Source organism: Antrihabitans stalagmiti (genome assembly GCF_016482825.1).
Lineage (GTDB): Bacteria > Actinomycetota > Actinomycetes > Mycobacteriales > Mycobacteriaceae > Antrihabitans > Antrihabitans stalagmiti.
Map to the genome: position 1 here is coordinate 80,301 of NZ_JAEMNV010000001.1, position 18,418 is coordinate 98,718.

Below are 18,418 nucleotides of genomic sequence, written 5' to 3' on the forward strand. Positions count from 1 at the left end.
AACGAGGACTTCGATCGATGGATCGGAATGTATCAGCGGCCGTTCGCTTCGCGAAGCTCGGCGTTGTCGTCTTCGAGCTCCAGGATTCGATCGATCCCAGCGAGATTGATGCCGGACTTCATCAGTTCGGTGATTCGTCGAATGCGGTCGATGTCGTCGCTGCTGTACCGGCGGGTGCCTCCCTCGCTGCGTGCGGGGGTGACCAAGCCGTGGCGTTCGAACAAGCGCAGGGACTGCACTGCGGCGCCGGAGAGTTCGGCAGCGACCGAGATTCCGTACACAGCGTGACCAGCAGCGGGCCGCCCGGATGTGTGGTCGGGTTCGCGCATCGCGCCTCACCTTCATGGCTGACGGGTAGTCGCCAAGTCTAACTCAGGTGATAGCAAATCTGTGGCAGTCGAAGCAGATTATCTCTCTGCCTCGTTCGAATCCTGTTCCCGCGTCGCCATACCGCCGTGGCCACCGTGATCGGCCGGGCCCGGTGGATCGGTGTGGACGTCCTTGTCCCTCTTCCGCTCCGGAGTGGCCGTCGCGGATTCCCGTTCGTCTGTCATGACACCGACCCTTCGCTCATCGGACCAGGTGTACCCAGATGGGCGCGAGGTCAAACGATCTGCTCGCGAAAGGTTTGTCGACACAACGAAAAGTGCTGCAAGGCAACGTATTTTGCCGGATCCAAAGAAAGTCCGTTCCAGCTACGTTTACGACCGCGGGCGGTGTGGGTACTACCTCTTCAGCACGAACCCAACGACATAAAGGAGCGACATGGCTGACGAAAACAGTGGACCCGCCGAAGGCGCCAAGGGCATTGTCGAAGATGTGAAGGGCAAGGCCAAGGAAGCAGTTGGCAGTGTCGTCGGCAACGACAACCTCCAGCAGGAAGGCGCAGCTCAGCAGGACAAGGCTGAGAACCAGCGCGAGGTTGCGCTCAAGGAAGCAGAGGCCGAGAAGGCCCGTGCCGCGGCGAAGGCAGACGAAGAGCGTCAGCGCGCAGCACAGTAGTAGTTTGCACAACGGTCGAGCCGGACTTCGAAGGAAGTCCGGCTCTTTCGTGTGCCGACGTTCCGTATGGGTCTCAGGCCCCGAAGATCAAGATATGCAGCGCACCGACGACCAACCCGAGCAAGCCTCCGTGTGCGTAGAGTAGCCACGCGTCCTGCTCGATGGCGGAATACAACATCTCGCCGAACTCCTCGGGTGGTAGTTCGCGGAACTTCTCGGTAGCGAAGGCGTCGATCTTCTCGGCTTGCTCACGATTGAATTCCGGGTCGTAGAAGAGGGTCGGTGCGAACGCAACAGCAGCCGAACCCGCGTCGCGTTCGAGCGCTTCGACATCGACGACACCGAACGAGTTTTCGGCGATCGTCATCAGCGGACCGAGAATCCGCCTCGCCTCCTCCGAGACCGCTTCCTCGATGAATTCGACCGTCTTGTCACCACCTGCGCCGTTGAGAAGTTCGTTTGCGAAGTTGGCGACGGTCAACACTTCGGCGGACAACATGTGCGACAGTTCGGCTGCCGCTTGATGCTGGCGCTTCGCGAAGAGCCCCTGTTTCCAGAGATACTTGTACCTCGGCTGAGGCTCGCCGGGTTCGAAGACGACCTTGATGGCGATGATGTTGACGAAGATTCCGATCAGCGCCGCGCCTCCCACAACCCAAAGCCACGCCGGCACGAAATGCACGATGTCGCTGACGGGACCGGGTAGATCGATGGTGACAGCGCCGGGTCCGGCATGGTCGATGACGTGGTCGCTGCTGTAATGCACGAACGACAGCCACAGAGCCAACAAGATGCCCATCGGAAAGCCGAGTGCTCCGATCTTCACCATAAATCTCAGCTCGGGAACCGCCATACCTTTGATGATGTCGCGCAACACTTCCGGCTTCTTGCGCAGGTAGTTGACCGTCATCAGCTTCACATTGAGCAGTTCGTCGATATTGTCGCCGATCTTCTCGAACGCGCGTCTGGAGATGTCCGGAAGTTCGTCGTCGACGGTTTGCAGGACCGTCTCCTTGACGGCATCGGGCAATGACCGCCACAGATTCGGATGCTCCTTCTCGATGACCTCCTCGGTCAGCCGTCGGATCTCTGGTCGAGCCGATCGTGCAAGCCGATCGGCCAGGCTGTCCGGGCCAAGCTGGTCGTAGAAATCCCCGATACTGCCGATACGTGCGATCGACTTGTCGACGATCAGACTGGCCATCTTCTCGGCTCGACACGGAATGAATCCTTGGAAGCCGAGTACTCCGTTCGGCGCGAAGGTCGGCAGTATCTGCAGTTTGCGGGGGAGGAACGGAAAGATGGATTTCAGACCGGGTACGTAGAAGCCTGTGAAACGGACAGGCGCGAAAAGCATGATCACGCCTGTCCAGTTGGTTATGAGGCCGGCAAGCGCGCTGAAGATCGGGACGCTGACCATGTCGACGACGAACTTCGACTGGCCTGTCAATTGCTCCCAGTCGATGAACATTCCGGCCGCAAGAGTTTCCATGACGTTCCCGGTCAGTGGTGGTGCTTCGTGGACGGATCCGGGGGACCAGGGCCGATGATCTTGTCGCCTCGCTCGTCGGAGTCCCACCCACCGGCGTGGTATCCGGTTGTGTCGAAACACGTCTCGCAGAACTGCGCGCCGAATACCGAAAGGCAGATACTGCGGTAGATGGTGATCGACTTCTTCGCTCGTGCCATGGCGTCGAGAGCCCGAGGTTGCACTTCGATGAACGCGTACCTCCGAACGTCGGCGACCGGCTCCTTCGAGAAGCGCAGCAAACCGAGTCGATGGAGGTTCGCGAAGTAGTGGTAGTCGCGGTCCGGCCATCGGCAGCTAGCCATTTCCGCTATCATGCTCACGCCTTCCGCGAGTTGCTCCGAGCCGAGCTGAAACAACGTCTTCGTTCGTACGTCGACGACCGGCTGCGGACCCGCAACAGCGAGAAATCGCAGAATGCGTGCCTCGTCGGGAGTCAGATCGTCCATGATTCTGGAGAACGCGGGATGCAAACGACGGGGCTGCGATTCGGGATTGTGCGAATCGCGGATCAGCTTGTTCCCTCGTTTTCGAAGGTCGTCAGCTGTCTCGAGATCCCTTGTCAGTGCGACGGCGGCTTTGACCGCATCTCGCGGACCGATGCTGACCGCGTCGAGCAGTTTCGACAGCAGGACGCGCACGTCCGTGGATCCTTGTTGACCACTCGGCTCGCTCATGAAGCTCCGATCGTGAGTAACGCATTTCGGAGCGTAGCGTCGTTGGTAGTGAAGTAGGACACATAACGCGACGGAGCGAGGCCTATGTCAGACCCGCGTCGCATTCGTATTGCTCAAGACGTCCTCGCGGGCATGGTCCGCGTCGACCTCGTGCTGCAATCCCGCAGTGTCCGACATGCCGCGGCGGCAGTCGCGTGGAGTCTGGCGTTCGTCTATATCGCAGCCGAGATCGTGACCGCCTTGGCCTGGAGCACGCCGTACAGCTTCCAGTACGACACGATCAGCGACCTCGGGGTCACCGCATGCACTGTCGATCTCTGTTCCCCGCGGCACCTGGTGATGAATGCAACGTTCGTCGCGCTGGGTCTGCTCACAATCGTTGGCGCTGTGCTGTTTCGAGAAACTCTCACGAACGGCTACCGCCGCAAGTGGATCCTGTCGCTCGCTGTTCTCGTCGGGCTGAGTACAGCCGCGACCGGACTTATGCCCTCGAACGACAACTTCGTTCTACACATGCTTGCCGTCGTACCCGGGTTCGTTTCCCGGCATATCGTGCTGATCTTGCTTGCGGTGTGGCTGTGGCAGCAACGGCGAGTTATTGCCGTGTGGTCTGCGACGTGTGCTCTGAGCGGCGTCGTCGGAGCCGTGCTGTTTCTGGGTTCGGCGGTGCGGATCGGTATCAGTGAGCGGTTGGTGTTGTACCCGCTGCCAGCGTTTATGGCAGTGACCGGGGTTGCGGTGCTGGCGACGATGATCAGTCGCCGGTTCCGCCCAATGCGCGCAAGAGTCCGGTGAGCAGTGTCGGATCCGCAGCGTAGGGGGTATTGAATCCCAGACGATCGACGATGCCGTCGAAGCGACGTCGCAATTCGTCAGCTGCCTCCGACGGACTACGGACGGTCACGGCGACAGCGTCGAGAAACTCGTCGTCGATCAGGTCCGTCATCCGGTCCCACTCGCCCTGCTTGGACATAGCTCGTAGCCGTGGCCCCAACTCCCGGCGGTCGTGCAGCGCGAGAATCGGCCAATACGCCTGCGTCGAACCGTAGAACGCCATCTGTTTGCGGATCGCGGAGCGTGCTGCGGCGATTCGCTCTTCGTTCTCGCCGATCGCCAGCATCACCGAATGGTGAACGACGATGTCGCTCAGCGACTTTCCCGCAGCATCGGCGCCGGCAGCCAACTCCGGAACGGTAGCCTCACGCAGAAACTGCGGACTGCAGAACGGATGCGACATCAAGCCGTCGGCAACTTCGCCTGCAACCCGCGTCATTCGCGGTCCGACCGCCGACAGATAGATCGGCGGCGGACCGAAGCCGTCGACCTCGGTCGGATTCGGCATGAACAGCGGTGGCATCAGCGTGTGCTGATAAAACGGGCCGTTGTGATCGAGGCGGCTCCCGTCCGTCCACGATGCCCAGATCGCTCGAACGGCTGACACCATGTCGCGCATCCGTTCCGCAGGTTGGCTCCACGGCATCGAATAGCGGCGAGTCACGTGTGCACGAATCTGCGTGCCGAGGCCGAGCACGAACCGACCTCGCGAAAACGCTTGCAGATCCCAACCGATTGTCGCCAGCAGCAGTGGATTACGTGCGAAGGCAACAGCTATCGAGGTGCCGATCTCGATGTTGTCGGTGTGTTCGGCCGCGAGCAGCAGAGGTAGGAACGGATCGTGTGCGCCCTCGAAGGTCCAGAGACCGGAGTAACCGGCTCGCTCGGCCGCGATGGCGTCCTGCGCAATCGTATGGAGTCCACCGGTCGACGTCGTATCGAACTTCACGCGGGCCTCCATTCTGGACCTCGACCGAGGCTAAGCGTATTCCTGTACCCAGTTGAAACCGCGACTGCGTTGCGGGAACGAGTCGATGTCGAATTCTTGCAGGACGACCGTGACGGCGCGGCCGTTCAGTTTCCCGGTCAACGTCATCTCCTCGGGTGTCGGCCGGACGAAGGTGAAGGTTGCGATCTCGGTCGGTTCTGCGTCCGGAGTCGAGGCAGGTTCGGTGAGCGTGATCGTGTCGGCAGTGGTATCGACGGTGGCCACGGTGGGAACGAACGTGTCGTCCATCAGTTGGTACGACGTGTCGTTGGTGTCGACGACGAGGCGTTGCCAACGGATCGGGTCGGTCGTCAACGGCGGTACCGGTTGCCCGTCCATGGTGAATTCCGTGACGTTCCAGATTCCGTACAACTCTGGCTTCGGCGCACCGTCGCCCCATTCGCGCCAGCCCTGCCAGGCGATCTGGACAGCACCGAGCAGAATCCAGATGCCAAGGGCCACCTGCAACGTGGCCGAGATTCGGTTGCTGCGCGCGCTAGCGAACAGGGCAGGCTGGGTTGCCGGTTCGGAATCCTTCTCCAGAACAAGCACGTTCGCGAGGCGTCGCGCCTGCGGTGCCAGCACGACGAGCGACAGCAACAGCAGGTGGAAAGACAGAATCTTCACGGGCACATCGAAGGTCATGTTCAGGAGGAACACCTGAGCCATGCAGATCATGCTCAACAGTGCGCCGCCGGTGGCGGTTCGGGGGAGGAAGAGAAGCAGTCCACCGACCACTTCCGCCGCCCCGAGAGCCATCTCGTAGTGATGCGACGAGCCGACCTGATTCCACAGCACCATCATCGGGGTGAAGTCGCCGTAGTCGGTCAGCAATGCCGTCAGTGCTGGCGACGGCATCTGGGTGGGGACGAGTTTGAATATTCCGTACCAGAGCATCTGGCCACCGAGGCACAGGCGCATTGCGGCGAGAAACCAACTGCCGAAGGTGACGTATTGTCGGCGACGCCTGTCGAGTACCGACCAGACGACGGTAATGACGACAGCGGCGATCAGTTGACCGAAGATCAGCAACCAGATCGATGCTTGGTCGCCGCTACCCGAATCCTCGTGCAGCACAGCGTCGACGCCGAACACCTTGCCGCCGAGCCAGTCGGTGAGCGGGGTGACGGTCCGCATCTGCCACATGATCGCACCGTCGGGCAGCCACTTTCCCGCGAGTCCGGTGAACACGAAGGTGACCTGCGCGAACAGCAGGCAGAACATTCCGAAATAGGCGACGACGAACCGGAAAGCTATGCGGCTCAGGGGTTTCCACTCGGTCGTCGTTCGGGCGCCATTCGTCATGGGCCGAAGGTATCGGAGCGGTGCAGTGATTCGCCTCCGGGATGACCCCTATTTGTCTGTATCTCTTTCGACGTACGTGCCAGCACGAGCAGCAGCGGTACGGCTCAGCACTGCTCCAGAAGTTCCGCCAGATCGGTGATCACGATGTCGGCACCGTCGTCGAGGAGCGCGCTATGTCCCGATCCGCGATCTACGCCGACGACCCAGAAGCCACCGGCGTGGGCGGCGCGGACACCGGAGGACGCATCCTCGATGACGATCGTGCGATGTGGCTCGGCGCCGAGTTCGGCGGCGGCGTGCAGAAACGTATCCGGCGCAGGTTTGCCGGCGAGTCCGATTGTTGCAGCGAGTTCGCCGTCGACGACGGTGCTGAACTTCGACGCCAGATCGGCAGCGACAAGCACGGCGTTAGCGTTGCGCGAACTGGAAACAACGGCGATCGGCAGACCACGTTCGGTCAAACGGTCGACCAACGCGGTGGAACCTGGAAATGCCTGCACACCTTCGGTTTCCAGCAGTTGGAGGAACAGTGCATTCTTGCGATTGCCAAGTCCGCACACCGTTGGCGAGTCGACCGAATCGTTCGCGTTGCCGTCAGGTAGCACGATGGAGCGCGAATCGAGCACCGCGCGAACACCTTCCAGCCTCGGTTTGCCGTCGATGTAGGTGAAGTAGTCGGCGTCGGTGTACGGCGCGGTCTCCAGTTCAGCTGGTCGATCGGCGAGGAAGTCGGTGAACACGCGCGCCCACGCGCGCTCGTGTACGGCGGCCGTGTCGGTCAGTACTCCGTCCAGGTCGAACAGGACCGCGACGGAGTCCGACACCTTCATATCGCTATTCCGACCTCGGCACGAGAATAGGCGATGACCGAATCCCGTTGCGACGAGAGCGTGTATTCCCGACCGCACACCATGATCGGTTCTGTTGTACCGCTCGCGGCGTCGAGACCGAGCTCGATCTCGTTGTGGCGAACAGCAACCCGCACCGTCGAGCCACGCCACTGCAGTCGAAACCGGATTTCCTCCCATTGCTCCGGAAGCCATGGAGTGAACGACATGTGCCCGTTGAGCACTCGGAAGCCACCGAATCCGCAGACCAGCGTCTGCCAGGTGCCGCCGGTGGATGCGGCGTGCATACCTTCGTGTGTGTTGCCCTGATTGTCGTGCAGATCGACGAACGCGGATCGTGTGAAGTACTTCAGCGCTCGGGTGAAGTCGCCGACCTCGATCCCCATGATCGCGTGGATGGCAGGGCTCAGTGACGACTTGTGCAGTGTGCGGGATTCGTAGTACTCGAAATTCGACCGCTTGGCTTCTGCGTCGAATTCGTCGGGCAGCAAATACATCAACATGACGACATCGGGTTGCTTGAGTAGTTTTGTCGTCTCGCAATTGAAGTGGTTGTAGCCGGCGGGGTACCGGGGCATGTCGTTGCGGTCCCATTCGGCAATCGGAATCTCGTCGCGCTCGAAGTAGCCGTCGAACTGCTCGATTATTCCCTCCGGTGAGACAACGGGTTCGACGATCCACTCCGAGATGTCGTGCCACCGGGACACTTCGGTGGGCGTGAGTGCGATCGCGTCGGTGATCTCGGCGAATCGATCAGGATGCTCGGTCTTCAGCCAGCTCCAGATCGTGTTCGCCTGCCCCAGATGCCATTCGACCATCCGATTGGTGAAAGCATTGTTGTCGACGTGAGAGTGGAACTCGTCCGGGCCGATGACCGTCTTCAGTACGTAACGCTCGCCGGCGGGCTCGACCCGATCCGCCCAGAACCTGGCGGTCTCGAAGACGATCTCGGCCCCGAAGTCGAGTAGCAACGCCGTATCGTTCGTTGCCGCAACGTAGGTCGTGATCGCGTAGGCGACGTCGGCGGAAACGTGTAGTTCCTCTTCCCTCGTCCAGAATCGGTTGGCGCCGTCCTGGGTCCACTGGGGACATTCCTCGCGCCCGGTGTCGGCAGACTCCCAGGCGTACCGCGCGCCTCGGGTTCCGTTGCTGCGCGACAGTTCCCGAGCTCCGTCGAGTGTGTGGTGCCGGTAGTGCAACAACGCGCGCGCGGTTTCCGGTTGTGTGTAGGTGAAGAACGGCATCATCAAGATCTCGGTGTCCCAGAACACGTGGCCTCGATAGCCCTCGCCCGACAGCGATTTGGCGCCGATACTCACCGTGTTGTCGTCACCGTTCGCCGCGATCAGCAGGTGATAGATGTTGAATCGCATGGCCTGTGTTGCGTCCGCGTCGCCGATGATCTCGCAATCGCTGTCGGTCCAGCGGCGCTCCCAGACCCGTGAACTGGCCTCGCGACAGGCGTCGAAGCCTTCCGCCCGCCGTGCCCAGAGAGCGTCGAAGCAGCTGTCCCGCAACGGTGTCGAATCGGCATCGATGTCCCGAGAGGTGGCAACGGTGACGAGCTTGTCGATTCGGAGCGTCTCACCGAGTCCGACCTCGTAGGTTCCGGTCCGTGAGATGCGCTCGAAGCTGCGGTCGGTGGATTGTCTGATCGCCGTCTTCGACGCCTGCGTCGTCGCGGCGTAGCCGATGTGGATTCCGCTGTCGACGGTACGCATTTGGAGGTAGATCGCATCGAGCTCGGACGCTGCGCCGACCTCGACGAGATGTTTGGTGCGAGCCCATTTCTCCCACCTGATCTCGGGTTCGAACGTCGTGCCTTCCGGATACACAGGTAGGCGTTCGAGATTTCGCCTGCGCCCGTCGATAGCGCTGTCGACAGTGACCTCCGACGTGTGATTCTCCGGCGTGATCTGCACCCGTAAACCAACGAGCCTACGGTCGGCCATGCTGGCGAAACGAAGGGTTTCCAACCGCGTCCGACGACCCTCATCGTCTTCGAATACGGTTTCTCGCCAGAGGATTCCGTGCCGCATGTCCAGTGCGCGGTGATGACTCACGACCGTGCAGGACTGCACGTCGAGGCGGACACCGTCGACGCGGACGGCAACCGACAGCCAATCGGGAGCATTGACGAGGTCGATGACGGGGGAGTCGTGGCTGTCGAAGACACCGTTGAGATAGGTTCCGGAGAGTTCGCCGAGATGCCCCTCCTCCAACGATCCGCGGGTGCCGAGCAGACCGTTGCCAACCGTGAAGACAGTCTCGAAGTAATTCGCCTTGGCAACGTCGAAACCCGACTCGGTCAGTAGCCATTCGTCGGTGCTGAGTGTGCTACGCAGCATTGCTTTGTCACTCTCTGTGTCAGCAAATTTTCGGATCAGACGGCACCGACGGCGAATTCGCCGTAGGCGGACTGCATCTGGTGGCGGGTATCGATCAGTGATCGGTAGATCGCGAGGTCGGAGCCGGCACAGCGCTGCGCGCCCATGGCGTTTCCGTATCTGCAGGCGGCAACGAAGTCGCGGTGTTCGAGGTAGCCGAATGCCATTCCCGCAGCAAAGGAGTCGCCGCAGCCGGTCGTGTCGACGACGTGCTCGACCGGGACTCGTCCGACTACTTCTTCACGCAGACCGCCGTTCGCGTCGAGGAAGTAGACGACGCAGCCTTCTTCGTCGAGGGTCACCGCAACGGCCTGGACTCCTTTGCCGAGACAATGCGACGCGAACTCGGTCAGGTCGGCGCGGGACGGAGTGGCGCCGAAGGTCGGTCCGTCGGGTCCGGCAGTGGGTGGGAACCAGCTGCAGGCCGCTTCTTCCAGGTTCATCTTGAGGATGTCGACGTTCGGCAGCCACGCGTCGCGGTCGACCCACATTCGGTGAAAGCGCTGACCCTCGCTGGTGAGCGCGTTCGTCGGTCCGTGCCCGTCGAGCAAGACCAGTCCGTCGCTGTGCGCCTTGATGTAGGCCAATGTCGACTGACCGACCTCGTAGTCCGTGATGGGCACGCAGACGAATGCGTCTGCGTCCAAAACGAATTCGACGTCCTCGGGCAGGATCGGGTCCATAAATCCGACCTGTCGCTCGATTCGGACGTTCTGGTCGACATAGTTGAGTTCGACGACGTCGCCGTGATCGTGGCGGGATCTGATACCGGAGGTGTCTACGTTGGGAAAGGCCGAAAGCAGTTCTGTGATGGGGCCGGCGTCCTCTTTGCGAACGTGCACGACCGGGCAGATGCGGTCGTCGGGTCCCATCAGGGCGGATAGTGCTGCGACGGTGTAGATCACGCAGCCGTACTTCTCGAAGGTCTCACCACGGTGGGTGATGATGCGGTCGCGGGGGATGGGCCCGAGCACGGCGACGGTGCGATTGTCGGACATTGGAACTCCTTGATTCGACGCTGGTGCTAGGAGACGGATTTGGTCTGACCAGGAAGTTCGCCCTGCATGTCTTCGAGGGTGACGCCCTTGGTTTCGCGGACCCACTTCATGACGAAGAGCAACGAGAGGATCGCGAAGGTGGCGTACATGCCGTAGGCGAGTCCGAGCGACAGATCCTTCAGCGACGGGAAGGTGACGGTGATGATCCAGTTGGCGACCCACTGACCGCCTGCCGCGAACGAAAGTGCAGCTGCACGAATACGGTTGGGGAACATCTCGCCGAGCAGCACCCATACGACGGGGCCCCAGGACATTCCGAATGCGACGACGAAGAGGTTCGCCGCAATCAGTGCGATCGGACCGGTCACACCAGAGAGGTGCGGTACACCGTCCTCTCCGATCGGCGTGGTTCCGAAGATCACGGCCATCGTGGCGAGCGTCACGGCCATTCCGGTGGAGCCGACGAGTAGCAAAGGCTTTCTGCCTACTTTGTCGACGAGGGCGATCGCAATGAGGGTCGTTGCAATGTTCACGACCGACGTGATCACGGTGATGATGAACGAGCTGCTCTCGTCGAATCCGACTGCCTCCCAGAGCACGTTGGAGTAGTAGAAGATCACATTGATGCCGACTGCCTGCTGGAACACCGAGAGCGCGAGTCCGACCCAGACGATCGGCACCAAACCGCCTGCGGGAGTGCGAAGATCACGCCATGACGGTGGCTTCTCCTGCGAGAGTGTGCGTTTGATCCGATCGATCGTGATCTCGAGGTTCTTCTCGCCGAGGAGCAGTGCGAGGACCTTGCGTGCCTCAGGGATCCGGTGGCTGGCGACGAGGTAGCGCGGCGATTCCGGAATCGTCAGCGCAAGAAGCCCGTACGCGATCGACGGCACGGCCATTGCGATGAACATCCAGCGCCATGCTTCGAGGCCGAGCCACAGTGTTTCTCGTGAGCCACCGGCAATGTGTGCAAGGAGGTAGTCGACCAGCAGCGATATGAAGATGCCGGAGACGATCGCGAGTTGCTGTAGGGAGCCGAGCCTGCCGCGTATTCGGGCAGGTGAGATCTCTGCGATGTAGGCCGGTGCGATCACCGACGCGACGCCGACACCGAAGCCGCCGACGATTCGAAAGAAGACGAACATTTCCAGATTGACGGCAAGTCCGGCGCCGAATGCGCTGACGAAGAACAGGATTGCCGCGACCTTCATCATGTAGAGCCTGCCGAACTTGTCGGCGAACTTGCCTGCCGTCATCGCTCCGGTCGCTGCACCGAGCAGGACCGAGGCGACCGCGAAGCCAAGGGTCGTCGAACCGACCTCGAACTTGTCCTCGATCGCCGATACTGCGCCGTTGATGACGGCGCTGTCGTAGCCGAAGAGCAGACCGCCGAGGGCGGCGACGGCGGCGATCCTGACAACGCTTCTGCCCGACTGCGTCTCCTCGCCGTCGTCGAACAACGACGGCTCGTTGGTGAACGATCCATGCTCGCTCATGCTGGTTCCCTTCCACATGTCCGGGCGGCCCCGGCGCAGGCTCAGATGCCGCGCGGGCGCGGGTCGGCGCAGCGCGACTGTGATGTGTGCTTGTTCGCGGATCGTGAAAGTGACCGCGTTGTGATCTGCAACACATTCAATCCGAGGATTGCGGGATGTGCAAGAGGTGAACGAAAAATTGCTAGAAGTTGTCTTTCATGTTCATTTAATGAACATCGGCTCAGCTGTTGAGGGGTATGTGCGCGGACTGCAGTGCGAGCGCGACGGCACCGAGGACTGGTGCACGGGCGCCGAGAGCGGCGGGCAGGATCTGCAGATTCGCCGTCGCGCTGGGAATTCCGCAGCGTCGCACTACTTCTCGCATCGGTGCCATCAGAAGTTCGCCGGCGATGGCAAGTTCGCCTCCGACAAGGATGAGTTCGGGGTTGAAGATGTTGCACAGGTTCGCAACGGCGACGCCGACATGTCGACCTGTATCGGTGAGAATCCGTTCGCAGGCTTTGTCGCCGTCGCGGGCCATCTGCACGACGTCGGGAATGGTGAGTCCGCGTCCGCGGCGGGGTTCGAGCAATTCGAGAACCGCGCCGGAGGCGACGATCGTCTCCAGGCAGCCGCGGTTGCCGCAGCGGCATACCGCGCCGAATTCGTCCATCGTCGTGTGGCCGATTTCCCCCGCGGTGCCGTCTCGGCCGCGAAACAGCTTGCCGTTGAGTACAAGACCCGCACCGACACCGTCGGACAGTTTGAGATAGGCCATGTTGTCGACGCCGATTCCGGCGCCCCACATGTGCTCGGCGAGCACACCGAGGTTCGCGTCGTTGTCGACTGCCACGCGCATGCCGAACCGTTCGGACATCATCGCTGCGGCATCCATACCGACCCAGCCGGGCAGGATCGACGGCGCGCCGACTTCACCCGAATGTCCGTCGATCGGTGCAGGCAACCCCATTCCGATGCCAACGACGGCAGACATGTCGGCGTCGAGGTCGTTCAGGGCGGTCTGCAGAAGGCTTGCGGCTCTGGCGATTCCGCCGGCGGCCGAGGTCTCGACACCGAGTTCGGCGCGATGTTCGGCGCGAATCTCGTGTGCCATGTCCGACACAGCGACGGTCACATGTCGGTGTCCGAAGTCGATTCCGACGACAAGCCCGACCGAGGGCGCCAGGCTGACGACTCGGCGACGACCGCGAAGTTCGGACACGACGACCACACCGTCGTTGGTCATATCGCGAATGATGTTCGATACCGTCGCGGGTGCAAGCCCGGTGCTGCGGGCAATCTCGGCCTGCGTCAATTCACCGGAGGACTGCAGTACGCGCGCGACTCGTTGCTGGTTGGCATCGCGGAGCGCCGCCTGGGAACCGGGCCCGAAAGATTCGTCGACCTCTTCCACTGCGGCACCTTTCTCGGTGGGATCTCTGGTCGTGTCTGTCCTGCAAGCATGTCACCTGTGCTGGGAAACTTCCGTCACTGTCGAGCCGAGTGCGTCCAGCGCGGTGGACAACCTGGTCAGAGCGTCGAGCGCGTCACGCAGTCCGTCGGTTCCCAACTCTGCGGCAAGCCGGTCGGCAAACGCGGAATGATCAGGGGTGATGCGGTGCAGGGCCGCCTGACCGTGGTCGGTCAATCGCAGTAGCTTCGCTCGTCGGTGCGCGGGGTTCGGCAGATACTCCGCAAAACCTTTGTCTGCCATCAGGTCTGCAATGCGCTGCACGCTCTGCCGAGTGATTCCCATGTCCCGTGCAATGCCCGCAACCGTCAGCGGCTCGTCGATGATCGCCCCGAGTACCTGCCACCACGCTGCCGTCAATCCCGCTGGGCGGGCCAATTCCTCTGCCACCGAGAGGAATTGGCCGTTCAACCGAAATGTCGTCAGCGCACTGCCCGCGAACAGCTCGGCGTGGCTGCGCTCGCTCACGCTGCTGCCAACACCGCGAAAGCGCTCGCGTCCGAGTGGGCGTAGAGGCGGTACCAGGCGTCGAGGACCTCGGGCGTGTAGACGTCGAGGCGACCGAGGATGTCGCGAGCGAACTCGATCTGGTTGGTGGCACCGGCAGTGATGAGATTGCGGTCGGTGACTACGGATTCGTCGCGATAGTTGTGTGCGCCGTCGTAACCGCTTGCAGCCAAGTAAAAGTCGACGTTGCTCGTGTGAAGACGATCGTCGAGTATGCCAGCGGCTGCAAGCCCGTAGGTTGCACCGCAGATCGCCGCGACCGGCTTGTCGTTTGCGAGAAATTCCTGTGCCTTTGCCGCGAACACCGCCAGTGACCCGTCCTCCCATGTGCTCGCTCCAGGCAGGATCAGCATCGCACTGTCGGCTGGGTTCAGATCGGAGATGGTCATGTCGGGAATCATACGAACGCCGCCGATCGTCGTGATCGGTTCGAGGTCGAGCCCGACTGTTGTGACCGAATAGCGGCCGGGTTCGCGTTGCCACGCAGCTTGATTGATGTGCGCGATGGCGTGCCCGGTCTCCCAGTCGGCAAGTGTGTTGTAGATGGCGAGGTGGACTGTTTCGTTGCTCTGGTTGCTCATGACATAAGACTTTCGTTGCTCTGGTTGCTCATGACATAAGACTGTCATGATGACAGTGTGCTGTCAATATGGGCGCTTCGCGCCTCGTGAGTCCTTTCGGAGGCCCGGCCCTCCGAAAGGACTCACGACTGGTATGGGTTTACTGTGCTCCACCACAGGTTTCAGTGAGAGGTCGAAATACATGCCGACAGCACGGCCGAAAGGTCTCGACTCTGCGTTCACCGTCAAGTTCATCAAGGCGATGTCGGCAGTCAACGTGCGGCTGTACCGCGCGACCGGCGCCCGGCTCGGCGGGAAGTGGCGGGTCGGTAGCGCTTTCCCGCGAGGCCTGCCGGTGTGCCTGCTGACAACCACCGGACGCAAAACCGGGATCGAGCGAGTCAGCCCACTGATATTCATGGAAGACGGCGACTCGATCGTCGTGGTCGCGTCGCAGGGTGGGCTCCCGAAGAATCCGGCGTGGTACTGGAACATCAAGAGCAACCCGGCTGTCACCGTCCAAGTTCGATCGCAGGTGACGCACAGGACGGCGACCGTGGCGAACGCGGAAGAGCGGGCGCGGCTGTGGCCACGGCTCGTCGCGATGTACCCAGACTTCGACAACTACCAAGCCTGGACCGACCGGGAAATTCCAGTCGTGATTTGCAGGTAAGGCGCTATGCCTCGTGAGTCCTTTCGGAGGGCGGGCACTCCGAAAGGACTCACGAGCAGCTTGCTGCACTGGGTTGTTCGGGAAGGGCGGAAACCACGACCGTGGAGACCCTCGAAGCGTAAATTAACCGCATGTCACGCGATGTTTTCACTTCCGTTCGGATTGGCGTCCTTGCCCTGTTTGTCGCGATCTCGATGTCTGCGTGCGGCGGCAGCGACGACAAGGACAGCGGTGCAACAGCCACTGTCGCCGCGGAAACGTCGGCTGCCTCGGCAGGCGAGGAGTCCAGCGGCGGCGTTGCGCCCGACGCGTGCACGTTCTTCTCCAAGGAAGAACTGCAGACCGCCACCGGGGCAGAACTCGAAGACGGCGACGAGCAACTGGCTGAAGACGGCGGATCGGCATGCCGATTCAGCGGCGACCCGAACGTCACGATCAACACTTACGTGACCAACAAGGACGACTTCTCTGCCTTCCGTGACGCCGGTGCCTCCTCGGGAACCGTCGAAGGACTCGGCGACGACGCATTCTGGATCGAGGGCGCCGACCTACTCCACGTTCGGGTAGGGGACACCGCGTTCAGTATCAGAATCAACGACGATCTCGGTCAGATCCCTGACGTCCGCAATGTCGTTCTCGGACTGGCAAATTCGGGTGTACAGAAACTGAGCTAGATCGAGTCGGCGTCGATCGTCGTCGTGATCGTCGTAACCGACGGCGCTGGGGGTACGGACCCGAAGCCGAATCGCACCGGCGGCTCGATCGGTCGCAATTCCCCTAGATCGTCGTCGCGCCATGACGCAGACACCGCGTCGACTCGGTGCTGTGCGCTCGCCCCGTAGTACTCGCGGCGACCCCCGCCTGCTGTGCCCCGCGTGCGGACCCCACGGAGGACGACGCGAGCAATCGGATCCGTGATCGCACTGAACCACGGCGCAGTTGCCACCGCGCGAGGGACCAACTGCAACAGGCGTCCCAAAACAGTCGGGTGACCTACGTCGATGCGAACTCGCAAATCACCCGCAGACAACTTGTGCTCGCGACCGGATGCCACCAACGTGACCGGAACGATCGCTGTTTCATCGAATGTGTAGGTAGCCGTGACAAAGTCGCGGACCACTTCGGACGGGGCAAGCAACAGTCGGTTGCCGTCGGGGAACTCGACCATGACGTCGGCGAAACTGCCCAGCGGCGACCGCTGCCAATTGCCGATCACGATTCGCGTGCCGGATGCAGTTCCGACTCCGTATATCTGTCCTTCGAATCGCCAACGTGTCACCTGCACGAGGCTAGCGCGCTTACAGTGTCAGGCATGCGTCACGTATTCGGGCTGCTGACCGTTGTCGCGATGTTCACGGCCCTGACCGGCTGCTCGTCGCAGGAAACCAACGGTGACGACGCAGCCACCGAAACGTCTGTCGGAGACTTTTCCACGGAGTCAGGGGCTGTCTCCAGGGTCGTCGTGGTGCGGCATGCGGAACGGGCAGGCTCCGACGCCGATCCCGACCTGGCGAGCGACGGCACCGACCGAGCCAACCGGCTGGCCGCCGAACTCGCGTCCGATCCCGGAGTTGCGGTGTACGCGACGCCGTACAAACGAACCCAGCAGACAGCGGCCCCGACTGCGAAGGAATGGAAGGTCGACGTCACGACCTACGAACCGGCGAGAGATCCGGCGCCCTTCATCGAAACGGTACGCACCGATCATCCGACGGGGGTCGTACTCATCGTCGGCCACAGCGAGACGGCGTCGTCGATCGTTGCCAGCTTGTGCGGGTGCGAGGTGGCGCCGATAGCCGAAACGGACTTCGGCAATCTGTACTGGGTCGACCTCGCGGCGGACGGCCGTATCGTCGACTACCAACATCGAACATCGTACTGAGGCAACATGACTCATGTTTTCATAGCGGGCGCTGGACTTGCTGGTGTTGCCTGCGCATACGAACTCGCCAAGCACCACGTCGATGTCACGCTGATCGACCGCAACGACTACCACCAATTTCAGCCGCTTCTGTATCAAGTTGCGACCTCGCAGTTGCCGGCCCAGGATATTGCGCGACCGTTGGCCGCGATCTTCGCCAAGCACCCGAATGTGCGTGTGGTCCAGGCGGAAATCACCGACCTCGACTTCGCGACTCGCACGGCCGTCACCGCTGACGGGACCTCGACCTCCGCCGACTACCTGGTGTTGGCGGCTGGAGCGCGCGCGAACTACTTCGGAACCACTGGCGCGCCGGAACATTCGTTTCCGCTGTACTCGGTCGTCGACGCCGAACGGCTCCGACTGCACGTACGGTCGATGCTCGAATCCAGCGGCGGCCCACTGGATGTTGTCGTCGTCGGCGGGGGACCGACCGGCGTCGAGACGGCAGGCGCATTCGCCGAACTGTTCGCCGCACTTCGCACGATGAACCATCGCGGCGGCGACGCCGACGTCTACCTCGTCAACCACGGCAAGGACTTGCTGGCGCCGTTCAGCGAACGATCGCACAAATACGCACACGACAAACTCCTCGCTCACGGCGCCAAGTTGAAACTCGGTGTCGGAGTGAGCCGAATCGAGCCCGAGCTCGTTCACCTGAGCGACGGAACTACGTTGGCGTCGCGCACCGCGGTGTGGGCGGGCGGTGAATCGGCGTCGGAGGTGGCGAGCGGCTGCGGCGCCGAGCCCGGCCGCGGTGGTCGTATCGACGCGACAGCAGACCTCACCGTCGAAAACTTCCCAGCCGTCTATGCGGTCGGCGACGTCGCGAACATTCCGGACGCCGATGGCAAGACGCTTCCGCAATTGGGCTCGGTCGCACAGCAATCGGGATTGTGGGCGGCGCACAACATTCGGCGTGACATCGCTGGTCACGACCGAAAGCCGTTTCATTACAAGGACAAAGGCATCATGGCGATGATCGGCCGCGGCGCCGCGATCGCCGAGGTTGGCGCCCACCGTCATCAGGTGGAAGGTCCGCTCGCCTACGCGGCATGGCTCGGTGTCCATGCGGCGCTGCTCAGCGGCGCACACAGCAAGATCGACGCATTTATGTCCTGGGCATGGGACTACTTCGATCGCGATCACGCGGCTATCGTCGAGTGCCACGGCGAACCCAAGCGCATCGCCTGGGGCGACGAGGTCAAGCCGACGATCTGAAGGAGATCGCAAGCATGACCCGA

The 18,418-nt window shown here is 61.8% G+C and carries 20 protein-coding genes; 6 read left to right on the forward strand and 14 right to left on the reverse strand.

Going from position 1 to position 18,418, the window contains the following annotated elements:
- Nucleotides 1–32: 32 nt before the first annotated feature.
- Both JGU71_RS00380 and JGU71_RS00385 read right to left on the reverse strand, forming a co-directional pair.
- Nucleotides 33–329, reverse strand: coding sequence for a MerR family transcriptional regulator (locus JGU71_RS00380; protein WP_199700932.1), 297 nt, complete (start codon nucleotides 327–329; stop codon nucleotides 33–35).
- A gap of 78 nt (nucleotides 330–407) precedes the next feature.
- Complete coding sequence (locus JGU71_RS00385) at nucleotides 408–554, reverse strand: hypothetical protein (protein ID WP_199700933.1); 147 nt, start codon at nucleotides 552–554, stop codon at nucleotides 408–410.
- Between the two features lie 211 nt (nucleotides 555–765).
- On the opposite strand from JGU71_RS00385, the gene mbp1 reads away from it, so the two are divergent.
- Nucleotides 766–1,002, forward strand: coding sequence for a microaggregate-binding protein 1 (mbp1, locus tag JGU71_RS00390; RefSeq protein ID WP_199700934.1), 237 nt, complete (start codon nucleotides 766–768; stop codon nucleotides 1,000–1,002).
- 73 nt (nucleotides 1,003–1,075) lie between these two features.
- Here the strand turns inward: mbp1 and JGU71_RS00395 are convergent, their stop codons facing one another.
- Together JGU71_RS00395 and JGU71_RS00400 are read right to left on the reverse strand one after the other, a co-directional pair.
- Nucleotides 1,076–2,494 carry a DUF445 domain-containing protein gene (locus tag JGU71_RS00395; protein ID WP_199700935.1) on the reverse strand — a complete coding sequence of 473 codons (1,419 nt, stop codon included), beginning with the start codon at nucleotides 2,492–2,494 and terminating at the stop codon, nucleotides 1,076–1,078.
- A gap of 11 nt (nucleotides 2,495–2,505) precedes the next feature.
- The gene (locus JGU71_RS00400; protein ID WP_199700936.1) at nucleotides 2,506–3,207 is read right to left on the reverse strand and encodes an Abi-alpha family protein; all 702 of its coding nucleotides are present in this window, start codon (nucleotides 3,205–3,207) and stop codon (nucleotides 2,506–2,508) included.
- Nucleotides 3,208–3,291: 84 nt separating this feature from the next.
- Here JGU71_RS00400 and JGU71_RS00405 point away from each other — a divergent pair, with 84 nt between their 5' ends.
- On the forward strand, nucleotides 3,292–4,002 hold the full coding sequence (locus JGU71_RS00405; protein WP_233528549.1) for a DUF998 domain-containing protein: 711 nt from the start codon (nucleotides 3,292–3,294) through the stop codon (nucleotides 4,000–4,002).
- Here the strand turns inward: JGU71_RS00405 and JGU71_RS00410 are convergent.
- From JGU71_RS00410 to JGU71_RS00450, 9 genes are all read right to left on the reverse strand, one after another.
- Complete coding sequence (locus JGU71_RS00410) at nucleotides 3,962–5,002, reverse strand: TIGR03617 family F420-dependent LLM class oxidoreductase (RefSeq protein ID WP_199700937.1); 1,041 nt, start codon at nucleotides 5,000–5,002, stop codon at nucleotides 3,962–3,964. The two genes, JGU71_RS00405 and JGU71_RS00410, sit on opposite strands and share 41 nt — an antisense overlap.
- A gap of 18 nt (nucleotides 5,003–5,020) precedes the next feature.
- Entirely contained in the window at nucleotides 5,021–6,334 is a 1,314-nt protein-coding gene (locus JGU71_RS00415; protein ID WP_233528550.1) for a DoxX family protein, read from the reverse strand.
- Between the two features lie 104 nt (nucleotides 6,335–6,438).
- Nucleotides 6,439–7,164, reverse strand: a complete 726-nt coding sequence (locus tag JGU71_RS00420) for an HAD family hydrolase (RefSeq protein WP_199700940.1) — start codon at nucleotides 7,162–7,164, stop codon at nucleotides 6,439–6,441.
- A complete protein-coding gene (locus JGU71_RS00425) occupies nucleotides 7,161–9,530 on the reverse strand; it encodes a glycoside hydrolase family 65 protein (RefSeq protein ID WP_199700941.1) in 2,370 nt (789 codons plus the stop codon). The genes JGU71_RS00420 and JGU71_RS00425 overlap by 4 nt, the downstream gene beginning before the upstream one ends.
- Nucleotides 9,531–9,565: 35 nt before the next feature.
- On the reverse strand, nucleotides 9,566–10,567 hold the full coding sequence (locus tag JGU71_RS00430; RefSeq protein ID WP_199700942.1) for a carbohydrate kinase family protein: 1,002 nt from the start codon (nucleotides 10,565–10,567) through the stop codon (nucleotides 9,566–9,568).
- Nucleotides 10,568–10,593: 26 nt separating this feature from the next.
- Nucleotides 10,594–12,063 (reverse strand): sugar porter family MFS transporter, encoded by a 1,470-nt coding sequence (locus JGU71_RS00435; RefSeq protein ID WP_199700943.1) that lies wholly within the window; start codon nucleotides 12,061–12,063, stop codon nucleotides 10,594–10,596.
- 220 nt (nucleotides 12,064–12,283) lie between these two features.
- A complete protein-coding gene (locus JGU71_RS00440) occupies nucleotides 12,284–13,456 on the reverse strand; it encodes an ROK family transcriptional regulator (protein WP_199700945.1) in 1,173 nt (390 codons plus the stop codon).
- A gap of 51 nt (nucleotides 13,457–13,507) precedes the next feature.
- Nucleotides 13,508–13,981, reverse strand: coding sequence for a MarR family winged helix-turn-helix transcriptional regulator (locus JGU71_RS00445; RefSeq protein ID WP_199700947.1), 474 nt, complete (start codon nucleotides 13,979–13,981; stop codon nucleotides 13,508–13,510).
- Nucleotides 13,978–14,601, reverse strand: coding sequence for a DJ-1/PfpI family protein (locus JGU71_RS00450; RefSeq protein ID WP_199700953.1), 624 nt, complete (start codon nucleotides 14,599–14,601; stop codon nucleotides 13,978–13,980). The genes JGU71_RS00445 and JGU71_RS00450 overlap by 4 nt, the downstream gene beginning before the upstream one ends.
- A 181-nt stretch (nucleotides 14,602–14,782) precedes the next feature.
- On the opposite strand from JGU71_RS00450, the gene JGU71_RS00455 reads away from it, so the two are divergent.
- Both JGU71_RS00455 and JGU71_RS00460 read left to right on the forward strand, forming a co-directional pair.
- Nucleotides 14,783–15,253: a nitroreductase family deazaflavin-dependent oxidoreductase gene (locus JGU71_RS00455; protein ID WP_199700954.1), complete on the forward strand. Its 471-nt coding sequence runs from the start codon at nucleotides 14,783–14,785 to the stop codon at nucleotides 15,251–15,253.
- Between the two features lie 131 nt (nucleotides 15,254–15,384).
- Nucleotides 15,385–15,927 (forward strand): hypothetical protein, encoded by a 543-nt coding sequence (locus JGU71_RS00460; protein ID WP_199700955.1) that lies wholly within the window; start codon nucleotides 15,385–15,387, stop codon nucleotides 15,925–15,927.
- On the opposite strand, the gene JGU71_RS00465 is transcribed toward JGU71_RS00460, so the two are convergent.
- Complete coding sequence (locus tag JGU71_RS00465; protein ID WP_199700956.1) at nucleotides 15,924–16,532, reverse strand: hypothetical protein; 609 nt, start codon at nucleotides 16,530–16,532, stop codon at nucleotides 15,924–15,926. The two genes, JGU71_RS00460 and JGU71_RS00465, sit on opposite strands and share 4 nt — an antisense overlap.
- Nucleotides 16,533–16,565: 33 nt before the next feature.
- Here JGU71_RS00465 and JGU71_RS00470 point away from each other — a divergent pair, with 33 nt between their 5' ends.
- The gene (locus JGU71_RS00470; RefSeq protein ID WP_199700958.1) at nucleotides 16,566–17,135 is read left to right on the forward strand and encodes a phosphoglycerate mutase family protein; all 570 of its coding nucleotides are present in this window, start codon (nucleotides 16,566–16,568) and stop codon (nucleotides 17,133–17,135) included.
- Nucleotides 17,136–17,141: 6 nt separating this feature from the next.
- Entirely contained in the window at nucleotides 17,142–18,395 is a 1,254-nt protein-coding gene (locus tag JGU71_RS00475; RefSeq protein WP_199700960.1) for an NAD(P)/FAD-dependent oxidoreductase, read from the forward strand.
- Nucleotides 18,396–18,418: the final 23 nt, after the last annotated feature.

What these genes read in the sequence shown, in the direction of transcription:
- JGU71_RS00380 (WP_199700932.1), bottom strand. Translation starts at nt 329, where the DNA reads ATGCGCGAACCCGACCACACATCCGGGCGGCCCGCTGCTGGTCACGCT.
- JGU71_RS00385 (WP_199700933.1), bottom strand. Translation starts at nt 554, where the DNA reads ATGACAGACGAACGGGAATCCGCGACGGCCACTCCGGAGCGGAAGAGG.
- mbp1 (WP_199700934.1), top strand. Translation starts at nt 766, where the DNA reads ATGGCTGACGAAAACAGTGGACCCGCCGAAGGCGCCAAGGGCATTGTC.
- JGU71_RS00395 (WP_199700935.1), bottom strand. Translation starts at nt 2,494, where the DNA reads ATGGAAACTCTTGCGGCCGGAATGTTCATCGACTGGGAGCAATTGACA.
- JGU71_RS00400 (WP_199700936.1), bottom strand. Translation starts at nt 3,207, where the DNA reads ATGAGCGAGCCGAGTGGTCAACAAGGATCCACGGACGTGCGCGTCCTG.
- JGU71_RS00405 (WP_233528549.1), top strand. Translation starts at nt 3,292, where the DNA reads ATGTCAGACCCGCGTCGCATTCGTATTGCTCAAGACGTCCTCGCGGGC.
- JGU71_RS00410 (WP_199700937.1), bottom strand. Translation starts at nt 5,002, where the DNA reads ATGGAGGCCCGCGTGAAGTTCGATACGACGTCGACCGGTGGACTCCAT.
- JGU71_RS00415 (WP_233528550.1), bottom strand. Translation starts at nt 6,334, where the DNA reads ATGACGAATGGCGCCCGAACGACGACCGAGTGGAAACCCCTGAGCCGC.
- JGU71_RS00420 (WP_199700940.1), bottom strand. Translation starts at nt 7,164, where the DNA reads ATGAAGGTGTCGGACTCCGTCGCGGTCCTGTTCGACCTGGACGGAGTA.
- JGU71_RS00425 (WP_199700941.1), bottom strand. Translation starts at nt 9,530, where the DNA reads ATGCTGCGTAGCACACTCAGCACCGACGAATGGCTACTGACCGAGTCG.
- JGU71_RS00430 (WP_199700942.1), bottom strand. Translation starts at nt 10,567, where the DNA reads ATGTCCGACAATCGCACCGTCGCCGTGCTCGGGCCCATCCCCCGCGAC.
- JGU71_RS00435 (WP_199700943.1), bottom strand. Translation starts at nt 12,063, where the DNA reads ATGAGCGAGCATGGATCGTTCACCAACGAGCCGTCGTTGTTCGACGAC.
- JGU71_RS00450 (WP_199700953.1), bottom strand. Translation starts at nt 14,601, where the DNA reads ATGAGCAACCAGAGCAACGAAACAGTCCACCTCGCCATCTACAACACA.
- JGU71_RS00455 (WP_199700954.1), top strand. Translation starts at nt 14,783, where the DNA reads ATGCCGACAGCACGGCCGAAAGGTCTCGACTCTGCGTTCACCGTCAAG.
- JGU71_RS00460 (WP_199700955.1), top strand. Translation starts at nt 15,385, where the DNA reads ATGTCACGCGATGTTTTCACTTCCGTTCGGATTGGCGTCCTTGCCCTG.
- JGU71_RS00470 (WP_199700958.1), top strand. Translation starts at nt 16,566, where the DNA reads ATGCGTCACGTATTCGGGCTGCTGACCGTTGTCGCGATGTTCACGGCC.
- JGU71_RS00475 (WP_199700960.1), top strand. Translation starts at nt 17,142, where the DNA reads ATGACTCATGTTTTCATAGCGGGCGCTGGACTTGCTGGTGTTGCCTGC.